Below are 15,779 nucleotides of genomic sequence, written 5' to 3'. Positions count from 1 at the left end.
CCTAGGGGTGGTGCTCGCGGAGATAGGCGGAGAACACCTGCTCCGGCAGACCACCGCGGTGCAGGAACTGCTGGTCCAGCGTCACCGCGAGCCGCTCCAGCGCCACTGCGAGCTGGCGGCGACCCAGCTCCACGGCGGCCGGCGACCCCGCCGGGCCGGGTTCGGACAGTCGCACCGCGCCGGCCAGCTGTCGTGGCAGCGACAGGTCCGCGAACTGCTCGCGGAAGTAGAAGCCCTCGGAGTGCTGGAAGAAGTCGATCCGGACCTCCTCGACCCTGTCGGCCACCGCCGTCAACTGCGCACACACCGGCTCCGTCGGCAGGTCCGGGATCCGTCCCTGGAAGTCGACCTCGTCCAGACGCGACAGTTCCTGCGCCAACGCCCGCCGCCGCAACAAGGGCGGATACACCTGGTTGAACCAGGTAAGGGCCCCGGTGAGCAGGGCGAACCCCGTCAACGCCTGGAACGGTGTGATCCACCGGACCCACGAATCGGAGGGGACCATGTCACCGAACCCGAGGGTGGCCAGGGTGACGAACGAGAAGTACAGGGCCTCGACGAACGCCGGGAGCCTGTCCGGATCGATCCCGTCCGAGTAGGTGAAGTCCGCGGGCAGGTGCGGGTAGTAGATCAGTCCCCAGCCCAGTCCCTGGAGCAGCACCCACAGCAGGATGACCGTCACCAGGGCCGCCGGACCCACCGCGCTGCCCACCCGATGGCCCGTCGCCCGGGACACCCGCCAGATCCCCGCGAACACCCAGGGACTCAGGTACCCGGTGCCCCCGGGGTGCATCAGCGTGTGGAACACGTCCATCAACACCACCACGATGAGCGCCACGCCCACCACCGTCAGCACGATCTCGACCATCAACCCACCCTAGGCGGCGAGCGGACGGCGGGTCAGAGTCCGTACAGCCGCGCCCAGTTCTCCCGCGCGGTGAGCTCGGCCTGCGCGGCACGCCACCGCTCCTGGGCGGCCGGGGCCTCCCGGACGAACCTGGAGAGCAGTGCGACCAGCCGCTTCTGCAGCTCGGTGGCCCGCGCCGGGTCCACCTTGCGGTGGTGCACCCCCGTCTGCGAGGCGTCGGTCACGTACACCTCGTCGAACAGGGAGACGTGCCACCAGGCCGCGTCCTCGTAGGGGATCGCCACCACGCCGCGGCGCTGCCGGCCCAACTTCTGCACGAGCAGCCGCTTGGCGAGCACCTGGTCCTCGCGGTCCTCCCTCGGGATCCCCACCTTGCGCTGGACACCGACCCCGGCGGGCAGGGCCTCCACCCCGAGCTTGGCGGTCTCCGGGTACCGCGCGCGCTCGGCGCGGATCGCGGCCAGCGCGGCCTGACCGCCGTCACCGACGCCGTGGGTGCCGTCGGGCCCGTCGAGGAACGCCTCGATCCCGCGCAGGCGGGTGGCGGCGAGCCCGTACTGCATGGCCGCCACCGCGCGCAGGACGCTCCGGGCGAGGTTCTTGGCCATGTCCTTGGGGTCGATCCCCTGCCGGACCGCCGCTGTGGTCAGCGAGTTGCGCAGGGAGAAGAACTGGCCGAAGTCGTCGCCGTCCTTCCAGTAGAAGTCCGCGTGCCACACCGCCGCACCCTGCAGGGTGCACGTGGGCATCCCCGCCTGGCGGCAGCGCAGGCCGTACTCGATGTCGTCCCACTGGAAGAAGTACGGCATGGGGAGTCCGACCCGCTCCACGGCCTCGCCGGGGACGAGGCAGGACCACCACGCGTTGTACTCGGCGTCGATCCGCCGCTCCTGCCGGCCCGCGACCACCGACTCGTCACGCAGCGCGAACTCGTCGGCGTCCAACCCGCCCCGGAGCTCGTCGAGCTGCGTCCGTTCGGCCGAGACCAGCAGGTAGTCGGGGTTGAACAGGTAGAGCATCTGGGCGCCCACGAGCATCGGCTCACGGGTGACGGCGGCGAAGGCGAACAGCCGCAGCACCGTCTCGGGCTCCACCCGGACGTCGTCGTCCATGAGCAGCACGTCCACCGGCCCCGGGCCGTCCGGTGCGGTGGCCTCGAACAGCCCGCGGCTGAAGCCGCCGGCACCGCCGAGGTTGGGCTGGCGCAGGTAGTGCAGCCGGTCGCCGAACTCCTCCGCCGCGTGCCGGAACGGATCGCGGGTCTCCACCAGATCGGTGCCCTGGTCCGTGACATAGAGGTCGTCGATCAGGTCCGCGACGAGGGGATCCGAGGCCAGCGAGTCGACCGTGGCCGCACAGTCATCCGCCCGGTTGAACGTGCAGATGGCCACGGCGGCGCGGCGGGCGGGCCTCGTCGTCGTCGTACTCCATTCCACCTCCGACACCGTCGCCGGCGCGTCGACGGCGTGCACCTCCAGCCACATCGCGCCACCGTCGGTGAACGCGTCCACCGGCACGTGCACCACCGCCATGCCGTCGCCGTGGTGGTGGACCACCTCCACCGTCCGCACGTGGGAGCCGATGTCCGAGGCGCGCACCAGCACGTCGACCTGCCCGGCGGTCTCCACCGACACCCGTACGGTCAGCTCCGTGACGACGGTCCAGCGCTGCCAGTAGGACGCCTCGAACCGGCCGAAGTAGGTGTTGGTGTCGACGATCGCGCCGGGCTCCAGGTGCAGCTCGGTGCGTGTGCGGCGCACCACGCCCCGCGTGATCCGCGAGTACAGGTCGTCGTTGACCCACCGGCGCGGGCCGGAGAACAGGGTGCGCTGGAGCAGCAGATCGCGCTCGGGCCGGTCGGTCCCGGTGTCGGCGTCTGCGGTTGTCACGGTGGTGGCGTCCATGGGGCGATGCGCTCCTGGGAGTCGGTTAGGCGGTGCCGTCCAGGCTAGCCCCCGGGCCGGGGGGCGCCGCCTCGACGACCGGTGAGTCGGTGTTCGGGGGCTGCCCCGGCGGCGTCACCGGGGGGATGCCGGGTGGCGGGGGCAGCGGCTGGTGGTCCGCGGGCACCGGCAGGACCTCGTACAGACGGGCGCCCGGAGTGGCCTCCACCAGCCGCAGGTTCGGGTTGAGGTGCAGCCCGATGAACCCACCCGGCCGGCCCGGCCCGCCCACGGACTCCGTCCCGACGATCACCCAGCGCACGTCCCGGAGTTGCATCTCGCGGGTGACGGTCGGGTCGAAACCGTAGCGGTTGACCGAGGTGTACAGCGTCATGCGGTCGGCGCCGACCTGCGCGACCGGGTCGTCGGCGAGCGGCGCCCCGAACACCACCGGCACCCCGTGGAGCGCGTAGACCCAGGCGGTGCCGTCGAACGGGTCGTTCAGGGCCACCCCGCCGTCGTACCTCTCCCCCAGCGCGTCCAGCACGAGCCGCTCGTCGGCGGTGACCGCGGGCCCGTCGGCGTACCCCCAGGCGGTCAGGTCCCGCGCCATCACCGCGTGCCCGGAGGCGGTGAGCAGGGCCAGCGCCGCCGCCACGGCCACGCCGACCCGGGCCGCCGGCCGGCGCAGCGACCCGCGCGGAACCAGCGCCCGCACGCCGGCCCCGGCCAGCACCGCCGAGGGCAGGACGAGCAGCGACGCGAACCGGTAGAAGTCGTCCCACCAGAAGCCGGTGAACGTCCGCACCCAGTCGCCCCGGACGGCCGCGGCCAGGACGTACAGGGTCCCGTAGACGAGGAGCGCGGCGACGGGGGCGGCGAGCGGGCGACGCCGCCGCGGGTCGGCGACCGCCGTCGCCAGTCCCACGATCACCGCCACGGCCATGCCCACCGAGGCCACCGCCGTGGGACCGAGGTCGAGCACCGCGGCGACCGCCCGCGCCACACCCGCCTCCCGTGGCCACGAGAACCCGGCGAGCGACTGGGTGGTCCCGGACGACACCATGCTCACCGACCACCCGACGTACGCCCCCGCGGGCACGGCGGCCAGGACGAACGCGCCCAGCACCGTCAGCCGCGGGCGCAGGCCGGGAGCGGCGGCCAGCCCGGCGAGGGCCTGCGCGGCGAGCGGGATCGCCGCGGCCAGTGCCACCGACGGGTGCACCGACCACGCCCCGGCCATCCCGGCGCCCAGGAGCAGCGCGTGCGCGGGCATCCGGGACCGACGGGCGGCGAGGTGCTCACCCAGCAGGAGCAGTCCGGGGATCACCGCGACGCCCAGCGCGAACGGCAGTACGGGTCCGCGCACCAGGGCGAGGTACGGGAACGTCCACGCCGACGCGGCGACCGCCGCGGCCGCCACCGCCGCGAGTCGGGACCCCCCGCAGAGGCGGGCCGCCAGGACCGCGACCCCCAGCACGAACACCACCCCGGTCGCCGCGGAGACGGCGCCCAGGGCCTCCGGCAGGCCGCCTCCGGGCAGCCCGACCAGCAGCGACGCGAACGCGTGATAAGTGTCCGGGTAGAAGAAGTGCGGGTTGGCGGGCTGGCTCACCGGCGCGAGGTCGGTCAGGCCGGCCCGCCCGGTCTCGGCGATGAACCGGGTGGCGCCGCCGTGGAAGATGGCGTCCCAGCCCTGGGGAATGGCGGTGAGACCGCGGGTGGCGACGAGGATGTGGGCGACCGGGATCACCGCGAGGACGACGACGACGAGGTCCGCCACCCCCGGGCCCGGCCCGCCGCGGCGGGGGTCGTCGTCGTACTCCCCCTCGCCACGCCGCCACGTCCCCCGATCGGTGACCCGGGACGCGATACCCACGACGACGGCGCAGACCAGCGCGGCGAGCGCAGTCACCCCGGCCGAGACGACGCCCCAGCGCAGGTCCACCGCGGCGGTGACCGCGCTGCCGACCGCCACCACCGCGAGCGTCAGCGCCGGCCCGGCCGCCACCGCGTCCCGCCACCGGGTGCCGGCGGCCAGGCAGACCACCGCCCCCGGCACCACCACCAGCGCCACCGCGGCGAGCAGGACGAGCGCGACCGTCACGGTGCTCAGCGCACCCGGAAGATCACGGTCCGTTGGACGATGAAGTTGGTGACCGTGGCGACGCCCTGGGCGATGACGTAGGCCACGGTCGTGGCCCAGAACGGGCTCCAGTCCATACCGAGGAACCACGGTGTCAGCACCATGAACAGGCCCCACTGCACGCCGAACATCAGCGCGTAGAGGCCCATCGTGGCGATGAACCGGGCGCGCGACGGCTCGGCCTGGAACGTCCACCGGCGGTTGAAGGAGTAGGCGGTGAGCGTGCCGGCGACGAAGGACAGCGCCTTGGCCGTGCCGTAGTCCAGGCCGAGGACCCTGAGCAGCTGGAGGAGCCCGTAGTCGACGATCGCCGACAGCACGCCGGTCAGGAAGAACCGGACGGCCTGCGTCTTCAGGTCGGTCGGGCGGGCCGGGTCGGACTCGTGGCGGGCCTCGAGGGGGTCCACGGCGCCCCGCAGGGAGTCGAGGACGGAGTCCTCCGGCGGGTCCGCCGGGCTGCCGTGGATGGGTCCGCCGCTGGATGTCGTCACGCGACCAGGGTAGATCGCCGGCCGAGGGCACGGCGTCACGCACTGCCGAGGGGGACACTGGAGGCGTGAACTCCCCCGACCCCGCCGCCCGCCGCCGCGTCCTGGTGGTGGACGACGAACCCCACATCCGCCGTGTCCTGCGCGGGTATCTGGAGGCGGACGGTTTCGCCGTCGACGAGGCCGGTACCGCGGCCCAGGCCCGGGAGCTGGTGGGCGCCGCAGACCTCGTCCTGCTCGACATCGGACTGCCCGACGGGAACGGCCTCGACCTGCTGCGCGACCTGCGGGCGGTGTCACCGGTGTACGTGATCCTCGTGACCGCCCGCGCCGAGGAGGTCGACCGGCTGATCGGCCTCGAGGCCGGGGCCGACGACTACGTGGTCAAACCCTTCAGCCCCCGCGAGGTCACGGCCCGCGTCCGCGCCGTCCTGCGCCGGGCACGCGAGACGGGTCCGGTGGTGGTCGCCACGCCGCCGCTCACCGTCGGTGCGCTGACCGTGGACGTCGGGGCGCGCGAGGTCGCCGTCGACGGATCGGCGGTCCCGCTCACCCCGATCGAGTTCGATCTGCTGGCCACCATGACGGCCGCCCCGGGGCAGGTGTTCAGCCGCCGACAGCTCCTCGACGCGGTGTGGCAGGACGGGTACTTCGGGGACGAGCGGGTGGTCGACGTCCACGTGCGCGGGTTACGGCGGGCCCTCGGGGACGATCCGGCGGCACCCCGCTTCGTGGCCACCGTGCGGGGCGCGGGCTACAAGGTCCTCCGGCCGGCGGGTCACGGGGGTGCGCGATGATCCGGACCCTGCGCGGGCGATTGTTCCTCTCCCACCTCTCGGTGGCCGTGGTCGGTGTGATCGTGGTGCTGGTGGTGGTCCGGCTGACGGCTCCGATGCTCTTCGACGACTCGCTCCGGCCCGGCGGTCCCGGTGGGGTCGGTGGGGTCGGAAACCGCGGCGCCGGCCCGGGTCTGCGCTCGACCGTCGCCGACGCGGTCACCACGGCCACGGTGTGGGGGGCGGTCGCCGGCGTCGCGGTCGCGCTCCTCGCCGCCGGGATCGTGGGGAGCCGCATGCTCCGGTCGCTGGCGGAGGTGGGGGCCGCCACCACCGCGATAGCCGCCGGGGACTACACCCGCCGCATCACCCGTCCCCCCGAGCGGGAGATCGCGGCCCTGGCCGACGACGTGACGACGCTCGCCCGGACGATCGACCAGACCGAGGCGCGCCGGATGCGTCTCATCTCGGAAGTCGCACACGAGATGCGCACGCCGCTCACCGTGATCGACGGGTACGTGGAGGGCATCGCCGACGGCGTGTTCGGCGTGGAGGAGTTGCGTCACGTGCGTGCCGAGAGCGCCCGGCTCCGGCGCCTCTCCGAGGACCTGTCGACGCTGTCCAGGGGCACCGAGGGCCGCCTCGACCTCGCGCCGACGGTCACCGACCTGGCCGAACTGGTGCGCCTCACGGTCGAGCGGCTCCGGCCCCGGTTCGCCTCGACGGAGGTCGACCTGCGGGTGGAGTTGCCCGACGACGAGGTGCGCCTGACGGTCGACCCGGACCGCGTGGCGCAGGTCGTCGAGAACCTGGTGGTCAACGCACTGGCCGCCACCGAGCGCGGCCGGGTGACGGTCTCGGTGAGCGGCACCTCCGGCGGGGCGGAGATCACCGTCGCCGACACCGGCATCGGCCTGGACGACGACTCGGCCGAGCGCGTCTTCGAGCGGTTCCATCGCGGGCCCGGCGGACACGCCGGCGGATCCGGCCTCGGTCTGACCATCGGACGCCAACTGGCCCGGGCCCACGGGGGCGACCTCACAGTCGCCTCCCGGGGCCCGGGCCAGGGGTCCACCTTCGTGTTCAGCCTCGCTCGAACGCCGCCAGGTGCTTCTCCGATCCGTCCCTGAGGTGCTCGTACACCGCGTCCAGATCGGGTTGCTCGGTGGCCGCCATCGCGGCCTCGAGATCGGCGATGTCGCGTCGCTCGAGCTCGGCGCCCACCGCCAGCGCCTCGGACTTCGAGGTCAGGCCCCGCTCCAGCCAGTCGTCGTACAGCTCCTGGAGCTCCGGGTAGTCGTACACTCCCGGGGTGGAGCCGACCGACGGGTCGGGCAGGTCGTGGTTCGCGAGCAGGGTCGCCGTGGCCTCACCGTGCCGGGCTTCCGCAGCCGAGATGTTGTCGAACCGGCGGTCCGGCCACGCCTCGCCCAACGCCACGTACAGGTCGTGGGCGAGCCGCTCCTCCTCGCGCATCATCGACAGGGTCTCGGCCTCCTCGGCCGACAACGTACCGGCGGGCGCGGGGACCTCGAGCCCGTGGCCCTGCTGGCCTGGCTGGTCTCGCTGGTCTCGCTGGCCGTGCTGGCCGTGCTGGCCGTGCTGGCCGTGCTGGCCGTGCTCCTGCCTACCCGGGCCCTCTCCCTGGCGGCCCTGCCCGGGCACGCCGACTCCCTGGGGCCCTCCGGTCTGTTCCTGTGTCGCCACCGTCGCGACCCGGGTGCCCTCCGTGGGCCCGTCGGACCCGGCCAGCGCATATCCGCCGACCCCCGCCACCGCCAACGCACCGACGGCCGCGACCGCGCCCATCGAGCGACGGATCGTCCTGTTCGAGTTCGCCATCATGATCCTCACCTCGTCCTGCCCCGCGGGTGGGGCCTCGTGTGTCGGTTCGTCCGACACCTCGATTCCACCGCCTCCGCGTGAAGCACCCGAGGGGTCTCCGTGAGGATCACGTGAAGATCGTCACCCCCCTTGCGATCAGGTCTGCGACGTGCAATTCTTTCTCCACTGCGGGCACACAAGCCCGCTTCTGGTCGAACCGGAAACGGCACATCCGCCGACTGCGTTCGATTCCGCGGGAGCGATCCGTTCCGGCCACCCCATCTCACCCGGCGCCCTCACCACCAGGTCCGCGCCATTCCCGGGTAGCCGTCGTCGCCTCCACCCAACGCATCCGAGCACGGCTCGTCGTCTCGTCACCAGTGGACGTGGCGGCTGTGCAGCTCGCTTCCCGACCAGGAGGAATCCCCATGTCGCAGTACCGAAATCCCGCCATGAACAACGCGCCGACCGCGTTCTCGTACACGCCGACCGGCCGGGCCATCCCGCCGTCATCGCCGCTGCGGACTCCGAACCGTCGCCCGGTCTCGCCGTCGTACACGCCCACCGGCCGCGTCGTCCTGTCGACGCCGGCCACCCGCGGCTCCGCCTGAGCGCGAGCCCACCGCACCGCTACTCGCGCGCGGCGCCCACCGTCCGGCCCACCGGCCGACAGTCGGGCGTCGTGCGCGAGGCGTCTCCCGGCTACAACCGGTCGGCGGCCACGAGACGGGTGGTCACCACCAGGGCTATCGCGCCACACGCGAGGATCCCGGTCGAGACGAACAGTTGCATCACCCCGGCCTCCCACGGACGGGCACCGCCGAGCACCATCCCGACGAACGCCCCGGGGATCGTGACCAACCCGATGGTGCGCGTCTGGTCCAGCGAGGGCTGCAGGGAAGTCGCCGCCGCCTCGCGGCACACCATCATCCGCGCGGGGATGTCCGTGAAGCCGAGCGACAGCGCGGCCTCCACCTCACCGTGACGGGTGGCGAGTTCGTCGTGCGCGCGGCGGCCGGACAGGCCCGCCACCGCCATGGCGTTGCCCAGGAAGATCCCCACCACCGGGATGACCGACAATCCGTTGGGGCGGACCACCCCGGCCGCGAGCAACCCCAGGACGATCACCGCCGCCGGCAGAGCCACCGCCACCGCGCACCACAGCGCATCACGCACGGTCACCCGCGCCGCACCAGCCTGAGGCGCGCTGCGCTGCGCCAGCCTCCGGGCCGCGGCCCACGAGGCGACGGACGCCATCACCACCGCGAATGCCGCCACCAGCCACGGCCGGTCGGCCACGTACCCGATGATCAGCGAGAGCGCCACGAGCTGGACGGCCGCGCGGATCGACGTCCACGGGATCTCCCACTCCTGCCCCGTGCCGCCCAGCCACGCCGCCGTCGCGCCGATAACCACGAACAGGACGACGGCCACCGCCAACGCCGGCCCGATCTCGATCATCGTCGACCCCACGTGGGAGAGCCTACGACCGACCCGCCCCGACCGGGAGGGTCCGGCGAGGTCGATGTGCCGACCGCCCGGTGGCCATGTCCGAGGCGCGCGATACCGTACGCGCATGAGGTCGCGGCGTCCCCTCCGTCCCGCCCGCGCAGTCGCCGCGGCAATCGTGTCCCTGGCCTGCGCGGTGGCCGGGGTCCCGTCCACCGCCGCGATGCCGGCACCGGCGCCCGGGTCCTCGCCCGCGGCACCGCCCGATCCGCTGGCGGCGTTCCGACCGGCACCCCCGCACGAGCGCACGCCGGAGCGATATCTGCCCAGCCCGTCACCGGATCCCTGGTACTCCGCACCGCCCGAGGTCGATCCCGCCACGGCCCCCGGGACGATCCTCGACACGAGGCCGGTGACGATCCCGCCGCACAACGTCCGCAACTTCGGCCGCGGCTGGCAGGTGCTGGTCCAGAGTCTCGACTCGCACGACCGGCCGCAGCAGATCGTCTCCACCATCATCGAGCCGGCCACCCCCTGGACAGGGCCGGGTCCGCGACCGCTCGTGTCGTTCAACGTCACCATCGATTCCCTCGGCCTGACGTGCATGCCGTCGCACACGCTGCCGCACGAGCTGAACCTCGAGATGCCACCGTTCCTGCAGATCCTCGCCGACCGCGGGTACGGGCTGGTCGTGACCGACTTCCAGGGACCCAAGGCCGCGTACGCGGCCGGACGGGCCAACGGCCGGGCGGTCCTCGACGGGATCCGAGCGGCCCGCGCCTTCGTCCCACCCGGTGAGAGCGGCCCGATGTTCGTCGACTCGCGGGTCGTCCAGGTCGGTTACTCCGGCGGCGGTATCGCCACCGGCTGGGCCGCCCAGCTGCAGCCCGTCTACGCGCCCGAGTTGACCGGTGTGCTCGTGGGGTCGTCCGTGGGCGGTGTCCCCGCCGACTACTCGGAACTGTTCGACACGATGGACGGCAACCTCGCCTCCGGGCTCTACCGAGCAGCGGTACTGGGGATCGCGCGCGAGTACCCCGAGCTGTACACACTGCTCAGCGACGCCGGGGACGTCGCCGCCCACGGGCTCCGCGACTCGTGTGCCGCCGCCAACACCGCGTCGGGGCTGTTCCCCGTCCCGCTGGCGACGCTGATTACCACCGACCCGCGGACTGACCCGACCGTGTCAGAGGTGCTCGCCCGCAACCGGCTGGGCACCGCCGACCCGGCCCACGGCGCGGACCCGCGCGAGGTGCCGACCGGCCCGGTGCAGGTGTGGCACGGGGACGCCGCCGCGCCGATCGGGCCCGGCCCGGGCTCGTCGCGGGGTCCCGGAGACCCGTTCGTCCCCGAATGGACGGCCCGGCAGCTGGCCGACGAGTGGTGCGCGGCCGGTGCCGACGTCGAGTACACGCCCGTTCCGGGCGAGCACATCCTGGCCGCCTACACCGCGGTGGGCCCGGCGCTCGACTGGGTCGACGACCGCGCCCGCGGGGTCCCGTTCACCACCGGCTGCCGATAGCGTCACCAGCGGTCGGGCGCGCCGGGGGCGTTGCGGACGTCACGCCGGGGCCGTCGCGGGGTGGGTCGGGAGCCGCTGAGCGGTACCCTCGACCCTGTGAGCACCGCCCAGAACTCCTCCCCGGCCCAGTCCGCCCTGGACACCGAACTCAAGCGCCTCACCGGCTGGGGGCGCACCTCTCCCGCGATGAGCCACGTGCTCACCCCACGGTCCGTGGAGGAGATATCGGCAGCCGTGGCGGCGGTCAACGACGCCAACGCGTCGAGCCCCGCCCACCTGCACCGCGGCGTGGTGGCCCGCGGGCTCGGTCGCTCCTACGGCGACAGCGCCCAGAACTCCGGCGGTCTCGTGCTGGACATGAGCCACTTCAACCGCATCCACGAGCTCAACGCCGAGAAGGCGCTGGCCGTGGTGGACGCGGGCGTGAACCTCGACCAGCTCATGCGCGCGGCCCTGCCGTTCGGCCTGTGGGTTCCGGTGCTCCCGGGCACCCGGCAGGTCACGGTCGGCGGCGCGATCGGTCATGACATCCACGGTAAGAACCACCATTCGGCCGGGTCCTTCGGCAACCACGTCACCCGCATGGAACTGCTCGTCGCCGACGGCCGGGTGCTGACCCTGGAGCCGAGCGGTACCGCCGACGACCCGGAGGGCACCCTGTTCTGGGCCACGGTCGGCGGCAACGGCCTGACCGGCGTGATCCTCAAGGTGTGGATCGCCATGACCCGCACCGAGACCGCCTTCTTCCTGGCCGATTCCGATCAGACCGGGTCGCTCGACGAGACGATCGCCCTGCACACCGACGGTTCCGAGTCGAAGTACACCTACTCCTCGGCCTGGTTCGACGCGATCAGCGCGCCGCCGAAGCTCGGCCGGGCAGCCGTGTCCCGCGGGTCGCTGGCCACCCTCGCCGAACTCGAGGAATACGCGCCCAAGCTGGCGAAGAACCCCCTGGCGATGGACGCCAAGCCGCTCATCACCTTCCCGGACATTTTCCCCAACGGGCTCGCGAACAAGTACACCTTCGGCCCCATCGGCGAGGTGTACTACCGGCTCGGGGTCACGTCCCGGAACCAGATCAAGACGCTGCCGGCGTTCTACCACATGCTCGACCTGTTCTCCGAGTGGAACCGGGCCTACGGGTCCAAGGGATTCCTGCAGTACCAGTTCATCGTCCCGCCCGGCGAGGTCGAGGGCTTCAAGGAGATCATCGGCGACATCCAGCGCTCGGGGCACTACTCGTTTCTCAACGTCTTCAAGCTCTTCGGCCCGGGAAACCAGGCGCCGCTGTCCTTCCCCATGGAGGGATGGAACGTCTGCGTGGACTTCCCGATCAACAGCCGGCTCAACACGTTCGTCAACGAACTCGACGCCAAGGTCATGTCGATGGGCGGCCGCCTGTACACGGCCAAGGACTCCCGCGTCCCGGCCGAGCGCTTCCACGCGATGTACCCTCGGATCGATTCGTGGATCGCCACCCGCCGGGGGATCGACCCGAACGGCGTGTTCGTCTCCGACATGGGGCGTCGCCTCGAGCTGATCTGACGGTCGACCGGGGCGGGGCCTCCCCGCCGCCGCCGCCCGGCTCCACGGCCGCGACGCGCCTCCGCCGGGGGACCGCCGGCGGGGGCTACACACGACCCCGGCCCGGCGTCACACTGGAGGATGTCCTCGGACCACGAGCGTCTACCGACGCGTCCGAAATGGAGCCCGCCATGATCCTCCGCGCCGCTGTCGCCGCAGTCGCCCTGATCGTGACCACCCCGCCCTCGGCGGTGTGGGAACGGTCCCCGAGCAGACCGGCCCCGTCACCCACCTCGGTACGCCCACGGCCACGCGCACCGCGCCGAGCCGGGCCCGGACGACCTCGATTCATCTGATCCGGGCGGCCGGGGGCCGGCCGGACCGGGCCACCGCGCAGCGGCGCACACCGCCTCGCGCCCGTCCCGATCCACCCGCCACCCGTGAGGGGCGCAGCAGCGTCGGACCCCCTCGGTAGACTCCTGCCCATGATCAATGCCGTCGGCGTCCCCCAGACCCTGCTCCTCCTCGGTGGTACCTCCGAGATCGGCCTGGCCATCTGCGCCGAGTACCTCCAGCAGGGCCCGATGCGCGTGATCCTCGCCTGCCTGCCCGGAGACCCGGGGGTCGACGACGCGCGCGCGGAGATGACCGCCGCCGGTGCGAGCGCGGTGGAGGTGGTCGACTTCGACGCCGCCGCGACCGAGTCCCACCCGGCCGCGTTCGAGCAGATCTTCGCCGGCGGGGACGTGGACGTGGCGATCGTCGCGTTCGGCCTGCTGGGTGAGAACGAGGAACTCTGGTCCGACCAGCGCAAGGCCGTCCAGATCGCCCAGATCAACTACACCGGCGCGGTCTCGGTGGGCGTGTTGCTCGCCGAACGGATGAAGTCGCAGGGTTACGGCCGGATCATCGCCATGAGTTCGGCCGCGGGTCTCCGTGCCCGCCGCTCCAACTTCGTCTACGGCTCCACCAAGGCGGGGCTGGACTCCTTCTACACCGGCCTCGGGTACGCGCTGGCCGAGCACGGGGTGGACGTCCTGGTCATCCGGCCCGGCCAGGTCCGCACGCGCATGTCGGCGCACGTCAAGGAGGCGCCGCTGACCATCAACAAGGACGAGGTCGCCCGCATCGCGGTGAAGAACGCCGGAGCCGGTAAGGGCGCGGTCTTCGCACCTGCCGCGTTCGGCGGGGTCATGGCCGTGCTCACGCACGTCCCCCGCCCCATCTTCCGCAAGCTCCCCTTCTAGGGATGCCGGTGGCGCTCCGGGGGCTCGGCCTGGCCGGCGCGGCGACGCTGCTGGCCGCCGTCGTCACCGCGGTCGTCCTCGCCGGGTTCTCCCTCGTCTCCTTCCCCGCCTACGGCAACTCCAACGTCCTGCGGGCGCTGACGGTCGTCGGTCAGGTCGCCGCCATCGCGCTGGTGGTGCTGGGGATACTGTCCGTACGCGCCGGCGAGCAGCCGGGCGGTCGGTCCGCGCTGGTCCGTCTGGGTAAGCTCGCGGCCCCCACCGGCTCCGCGTTGCTGGTCGCCGCCACACTGGGGATCCCGCTCGCCGCATCGCGGTTGTACCTGCACGGCGTGAGCGTGGACCAGGAGTTCCGCACCCAGTTCCTCGGTCGCTCGGCGACCTCGCTCGGACTGCCCGACATGGCGTACGCCGACCTGCCCTCGTTCTATCCGTCCGGCTGGTTCTGGCTGGGCGGGCGGTTCGCCAACCTCGCCGGCCTCGAGGGCTGGGCGGCGTACAAGCCGTGGTCCATCCTCTCGCTCGCGATCGCCGCCGCGCTGGTCACCGTGCTGTGGACCCGCCTGTTGCGCACCGACCTCGGGGCGGCGGTGGGACTGGCGTCGACCTCGATCATGCTCGCCTACGGCAGCCCCGAGCCCTACGGCGCGATCGTGGCGCTGTTCCTCCCGCCTGTGCTCATCCTCGCGTGGCACGCCGTCAACCCCACGGCGCGGCACGCCGGTCGCGGTGCGGCCCTGACCACCACCCTGTTCCTGGGCGTCTCGGCCAGCATGTACACGCTCTACACGGGTCTGGCGGCGGGCACCGTCGTACTCATGGCGCTGGTCGCGACCGTCACCGCCGTGTTCGCCGGCCGCCGCGCCGACCGTGCGGAGGACCGTGGGACCGACCGCGCCGACGGGGCACATCCCGCCCGTGAACCCCTCCCGCTCTGGCTGCCCGCGGTCCGGCTCGCGGCGATCGGGTTCGGCTCCATCGCGATCGCGCTCATCGTGTGGGCGCCCTATCTGCTCGCCGCCCTGCGCGGAACCCCGGCCGACTCCGGGACGGCGATGCACTACCTGCCCGACGCCGGCGCCCGCCTGCCGCTGCCCATGACCGCCGGCGGCCTCACGGGCTGGGTGTGTCTGGCCGGTCTGGTCTGGATCGTCGCCCGAGCGTGGACCTCGCGCCGCGCTCAGGCGCTGGGCCTGGGCGTGGTGGCCGTCTACCTGTGGTGCCTGGCCTCGATGGCGATCACCGTCCTGGGCACCACCATGCTCGGTTTCCGCCTCGAACCGGTGCTCATCGGTCTGCTCGTGGTGGCGGGCGTCTTCGCGATCACCGATGTCGCCGGCCTCGCCGTGCGCCTCGCCGGGCGCCAGAACGGCACCGACCGGCCCGCTGCGGAGGCGGCCGACCGGCGTCGCCGGGCCACCGCGGTGGTGGGGGTCCTGGCCTCACTGGCCGCACTCGCCCACGCTCAGGGCATCCCCGATCACCTGCACGAGGAGATCCGGCTGGCCTACACCGACACCGACGGTCACGGAGAGCGGGCGGACCGCTACCCGCCCGGGCCCGAGTCCCACTACGCCGAGGTCGACGAGACCATCCGGGAGGCGTTCCCCGGCCGGAGGCGGACCGACCTCGTCGTCGTCAGCACCGCCGATGCCTTCCTCGCCTACCACCCGTACCTGGCCTACCAGGCCGTAACCTCCCACTACGCCAACCCCCTGGGGCGGTACGCCGACCGCAACGAGGCCATGCTCCGGTGGGAGGACGCCACCAGCGGCGCCGAGCTGCACGCCATGATGGACCAGACCCCGTGGCGCGGCCCCGACGCGATCGTCACCCGCCGGTCGGGCGACGGATACGCACTGCGCCTGGCCGAGGACACCTACCCCAACGACCCCAACGTGCGACGGTTCGGCGTCACCATCCCCGCCGAGGCCGTCGAGGGCCCCCACTTCGAGGTCCACGACGTGGGCCCGTTCGCCGTGATCGTGGTGCGGTGATCACGTGGTGACGACGCGGGGAGCGGGTGACGGCCGCGGGTCCGGTGACGACCCG

Annotated in this window: 13 protein-coding genes; 7 read left to right on the top strand and 6 right to left on the bottom strand. The window is 72.8% G+C overall.

Annotation, left to right across the window (positions count from 1 at the left end; all coding sequences use genetic code 11):
• Window position 1: 1 nt before the first annotated feature.
• From OVA21_RS18240 to OVA21_RS18225, 4 genes are read right to left on the bottom strand one after another with little or no spacing between them, the layout of a single operon-like run.
• Window positions 2-868, bottom strand: coding sequence for a potassium channel family protein (locus tag OVA21_RS18240; protein ID WP_096906233.1), 867 nt, complete (start codon window positions 866-868; stop codon window positions 2-4).
• Window positions 869-900: 32 nt separating this feature from the next.
• On the bottom strand, window positions 901-2,772 hold the full coding sequence (locus tag OVA21_RS18235) for a glycosyltransferase (protein WP_069390372.1): 1,872 nt from the start codon (window positions 2,770-2,772) through the stop codon (window positions 901-903).
• 25 nt (window positions 2,773-2,797) lie between these two features.
• The gene (locus tag OVA21_RS18230) at window positions 2,798-4,858 is read right to left on the bottom strand and encodes a DUF6541 family protein (protein ID WP_096906234.1); all 2,061 of its coding nucleotides are present in this window, start codon (window positions 4,856-4,858) and stop codon (window positions 2,798-2,800) included.
• A gap of 5 nt (window positions 4,859-4,863) precedes the next feature.
• A complete protein-coding gene (locus tag OVA21_RS18225; RefSeq protein ID WP_082923818.1) occupies window positions 4,864-5,388 on the bottom strand; it encodes a GtrA family protein in 525 nt (174 codons plus the stop codon).
• 65 nt (window positions 5,389-5,453) lie between these two features.
• Between OVA21_RS18225 and OVA21_RS18220 the strand changes: the two genes are divergently transcribed.
• Together OVA21_RS18220 and OVA21_RS18215 are read left to right on the top strand one after the other, a co-directional pair.
• On the top strand, window positions 5,454-6,182 hold the full coding sequence (locus OVA21_RS18220) for a response regulator transcription factor (protein ID WP_067714771.1): 729 nt from the start codon (window positions 5,454-5,456) through the stop codon (window positions 6,180-6,182).
• Window positions 6,179-7,291: a sensor histidine kinase gene (locus OVA21_RS18215; protein WP_067714774.1), complete on the top strand. Its 1,113-nt coding sequence runs from the start codon at window positions 6,179-6,181 to the stop codon at window positions 7,289-7,291. The genes OVA21_RS18220 and OVA21_RS18215 overlap by 4 nt, the downstream gene beginning before the upstream one ends.
• On the opposite strand, the gene OVA21_RS18210 is transcribed toward OVA21_RS18215, so the two are convergent.
• On the bottom strand, window positions 7,245-8,006 hold the full coding sequence (locus OVA21_RS18210; RefSeq protein ID WP_143337719.1) for a DUF2202 domain-containing protein: 762 nt from the start codon (window positions 8,004-8,006) through the stop codon (window positions 7,245-7,247). The genes OVA21_RS18215 and OVA21_RS18210 overlap by 47 nt on opposite strands.
• Before the next feature lie 407 nt (window positions 8,007-8,413).
• Between OVA21_RS18210 and OVA21_RS18205 the strand changes: the two genes are divergently transcribed.
• Window positions 8,414-8,596, top strand: a complete 183-nt coding sequence (locus tag OVA21_RS18205) for a hypothetical protein (RefSeq protein WP_067714780.1) — start codon at window positions 8,414-8,416, stop codon at window positions 8,594-8,596.
• A 91-nt stretch (window positions 8,597-8,687) separates the two neighbouring features.
• Here OVA21_RS18205 and OVA21_RS18200 read toward each other — a convergent pair whose 3' ends face one another.
• Window positions 8,688-9,458, bottom strand: coding sequence for an ABC transporter permease (locus OVA21_RS18200; RefSeq protein WP_227022103.1), 771 nt, complete (start codon window positions 9,456-9,458; stop codon window positions 8,688-8,690).
• Between the two features lie 103 nt (window positions 9,459-9,561).
• Here OVA21_RS18200 and OVA21_RS18195 point away from each other — a divergent pair, with 103 nt between their 5' ends.
• From OVA21_RS18195 to OVA21_RS18180, 4 genes are all read left to right on the top strand, one after another.
• Entirely contained in the window at window positions 9,562-10,956 is a 1,395-nt protein-coding gene (locus OVA21_RS18195) for a lipase family protein (protein WP_096906235.1), read from the top strand.
• 96 nt (window positions 10,957-11,052) lie between these two features.
• Complete coding sequence (locus tag OVA21_RS18190) at window positions 11,053-12,501, top strand: FAD-binding oxidoreductase (RefSeq protein ID WP_067714788.1); 1,449 nt, start codon at window positions 11,053-11,055, stop codon at window positions 12,499-12,501.
• Window positions 12,502-12,965: 464 nt separating this feature from the next.
• Complete coding sequence (locus tag OVA21_RS18185; protein ID WP_067714791.1) at window positions 12,966-13,727, top strand: decaprenylphospho-beta-D-erythro-pentofuranosid-2-ulose 2-reductase; 762 nt, start codon at window positions 12,966-12,968, stop codon at window positions 13,725-13,727.
• 2 nt (window positions 13,728-13,729) lie between these two features.
• The gene (locus tag OVA21_RS18180; protein ID WP_096906236.1) at window positions 13,730-15,724 is read left to right on the top strand and encodes a galactan 5-O-arabinofuranosyltransferase; all 1,995 of its coding nucleotides are present in this window, start codon (window positions 13,730-13,732) and stop codon (window positions 15,722-15,724) included.
• Window positions 15,725-15,779 lie beyond the last annotated feature (55 nt).

It is taken from the genome of Dietzia sp. SL131 (assembly GCF_026672565.1).
GTDB classification, from domain to species: Bacteria; Actinomycetota; Actinomycetes; order Mycobacteriales; family Mycobacteriaceae; genus Dietzia; species Dietzia kunjamensis.
Note: the sequence above shows the minus strand (reverse complement) of the source record. Positions and strands in the feature narration are given on the sequence as shown.

Coding starts and splice junctions, on each gene's coding strand:
- OVA21_RS18240 (WP_096906233.1), bottom strand. CDS start 868: ATGGTCGAGATCGTGCTGACGGTGGTGGGCGTGGCGCTCATCGTGGTG.
- OVA21_RS18235 (WP_069390372.1), bottom strand. CDS start 2,772: ATGGACGCCACCACCGTGACAACCGCAGACGCCGACACCGGGACCGAC.
- OVA21_RS18215 (WP_067714774.1), top strand. CDS start 6,179: ATGATCCGGACCCTGCGCGGGCGATTGTTCCTCTCCCACCTCTCGGTG.
- OVA21_RS18210 (WP_143337719.1), bottom strand. CDS start 8,006: ATGATGGCGAACTCGAACAGGACGATCCGTCGCTCGATGGGCGCGGTC.
- OVA21_RS18205 (WP_067714780.1), top strand. CDS start 8,414: ATGTCGCAGTACCGAAATCCCGCCATGAACAACGCGCCGACCGCGTTC.
- OVA21_RS18195 (WP_096906235.1), top strand. CDS start 9,562: ATGAGGTCGCGGCGTCCCCTCCGTCCCGCCCGCGCAGTCGCCGCGGCA.
- OVA21_RS18185 (WP_067714791.1), top strand. CDS start 12,966: ATGATCAATGCCGTCGGCGTCCCCCAGACCCTGCTCCTCCTCGGTGGT.
- OVA21_RS18180 (WP_096906236.1), top strand. CDS start 13,730: ATGCCGGTGGCGCTCCGGGGGCTCGGCCTGGCCGGCGCGGCGACGCTG.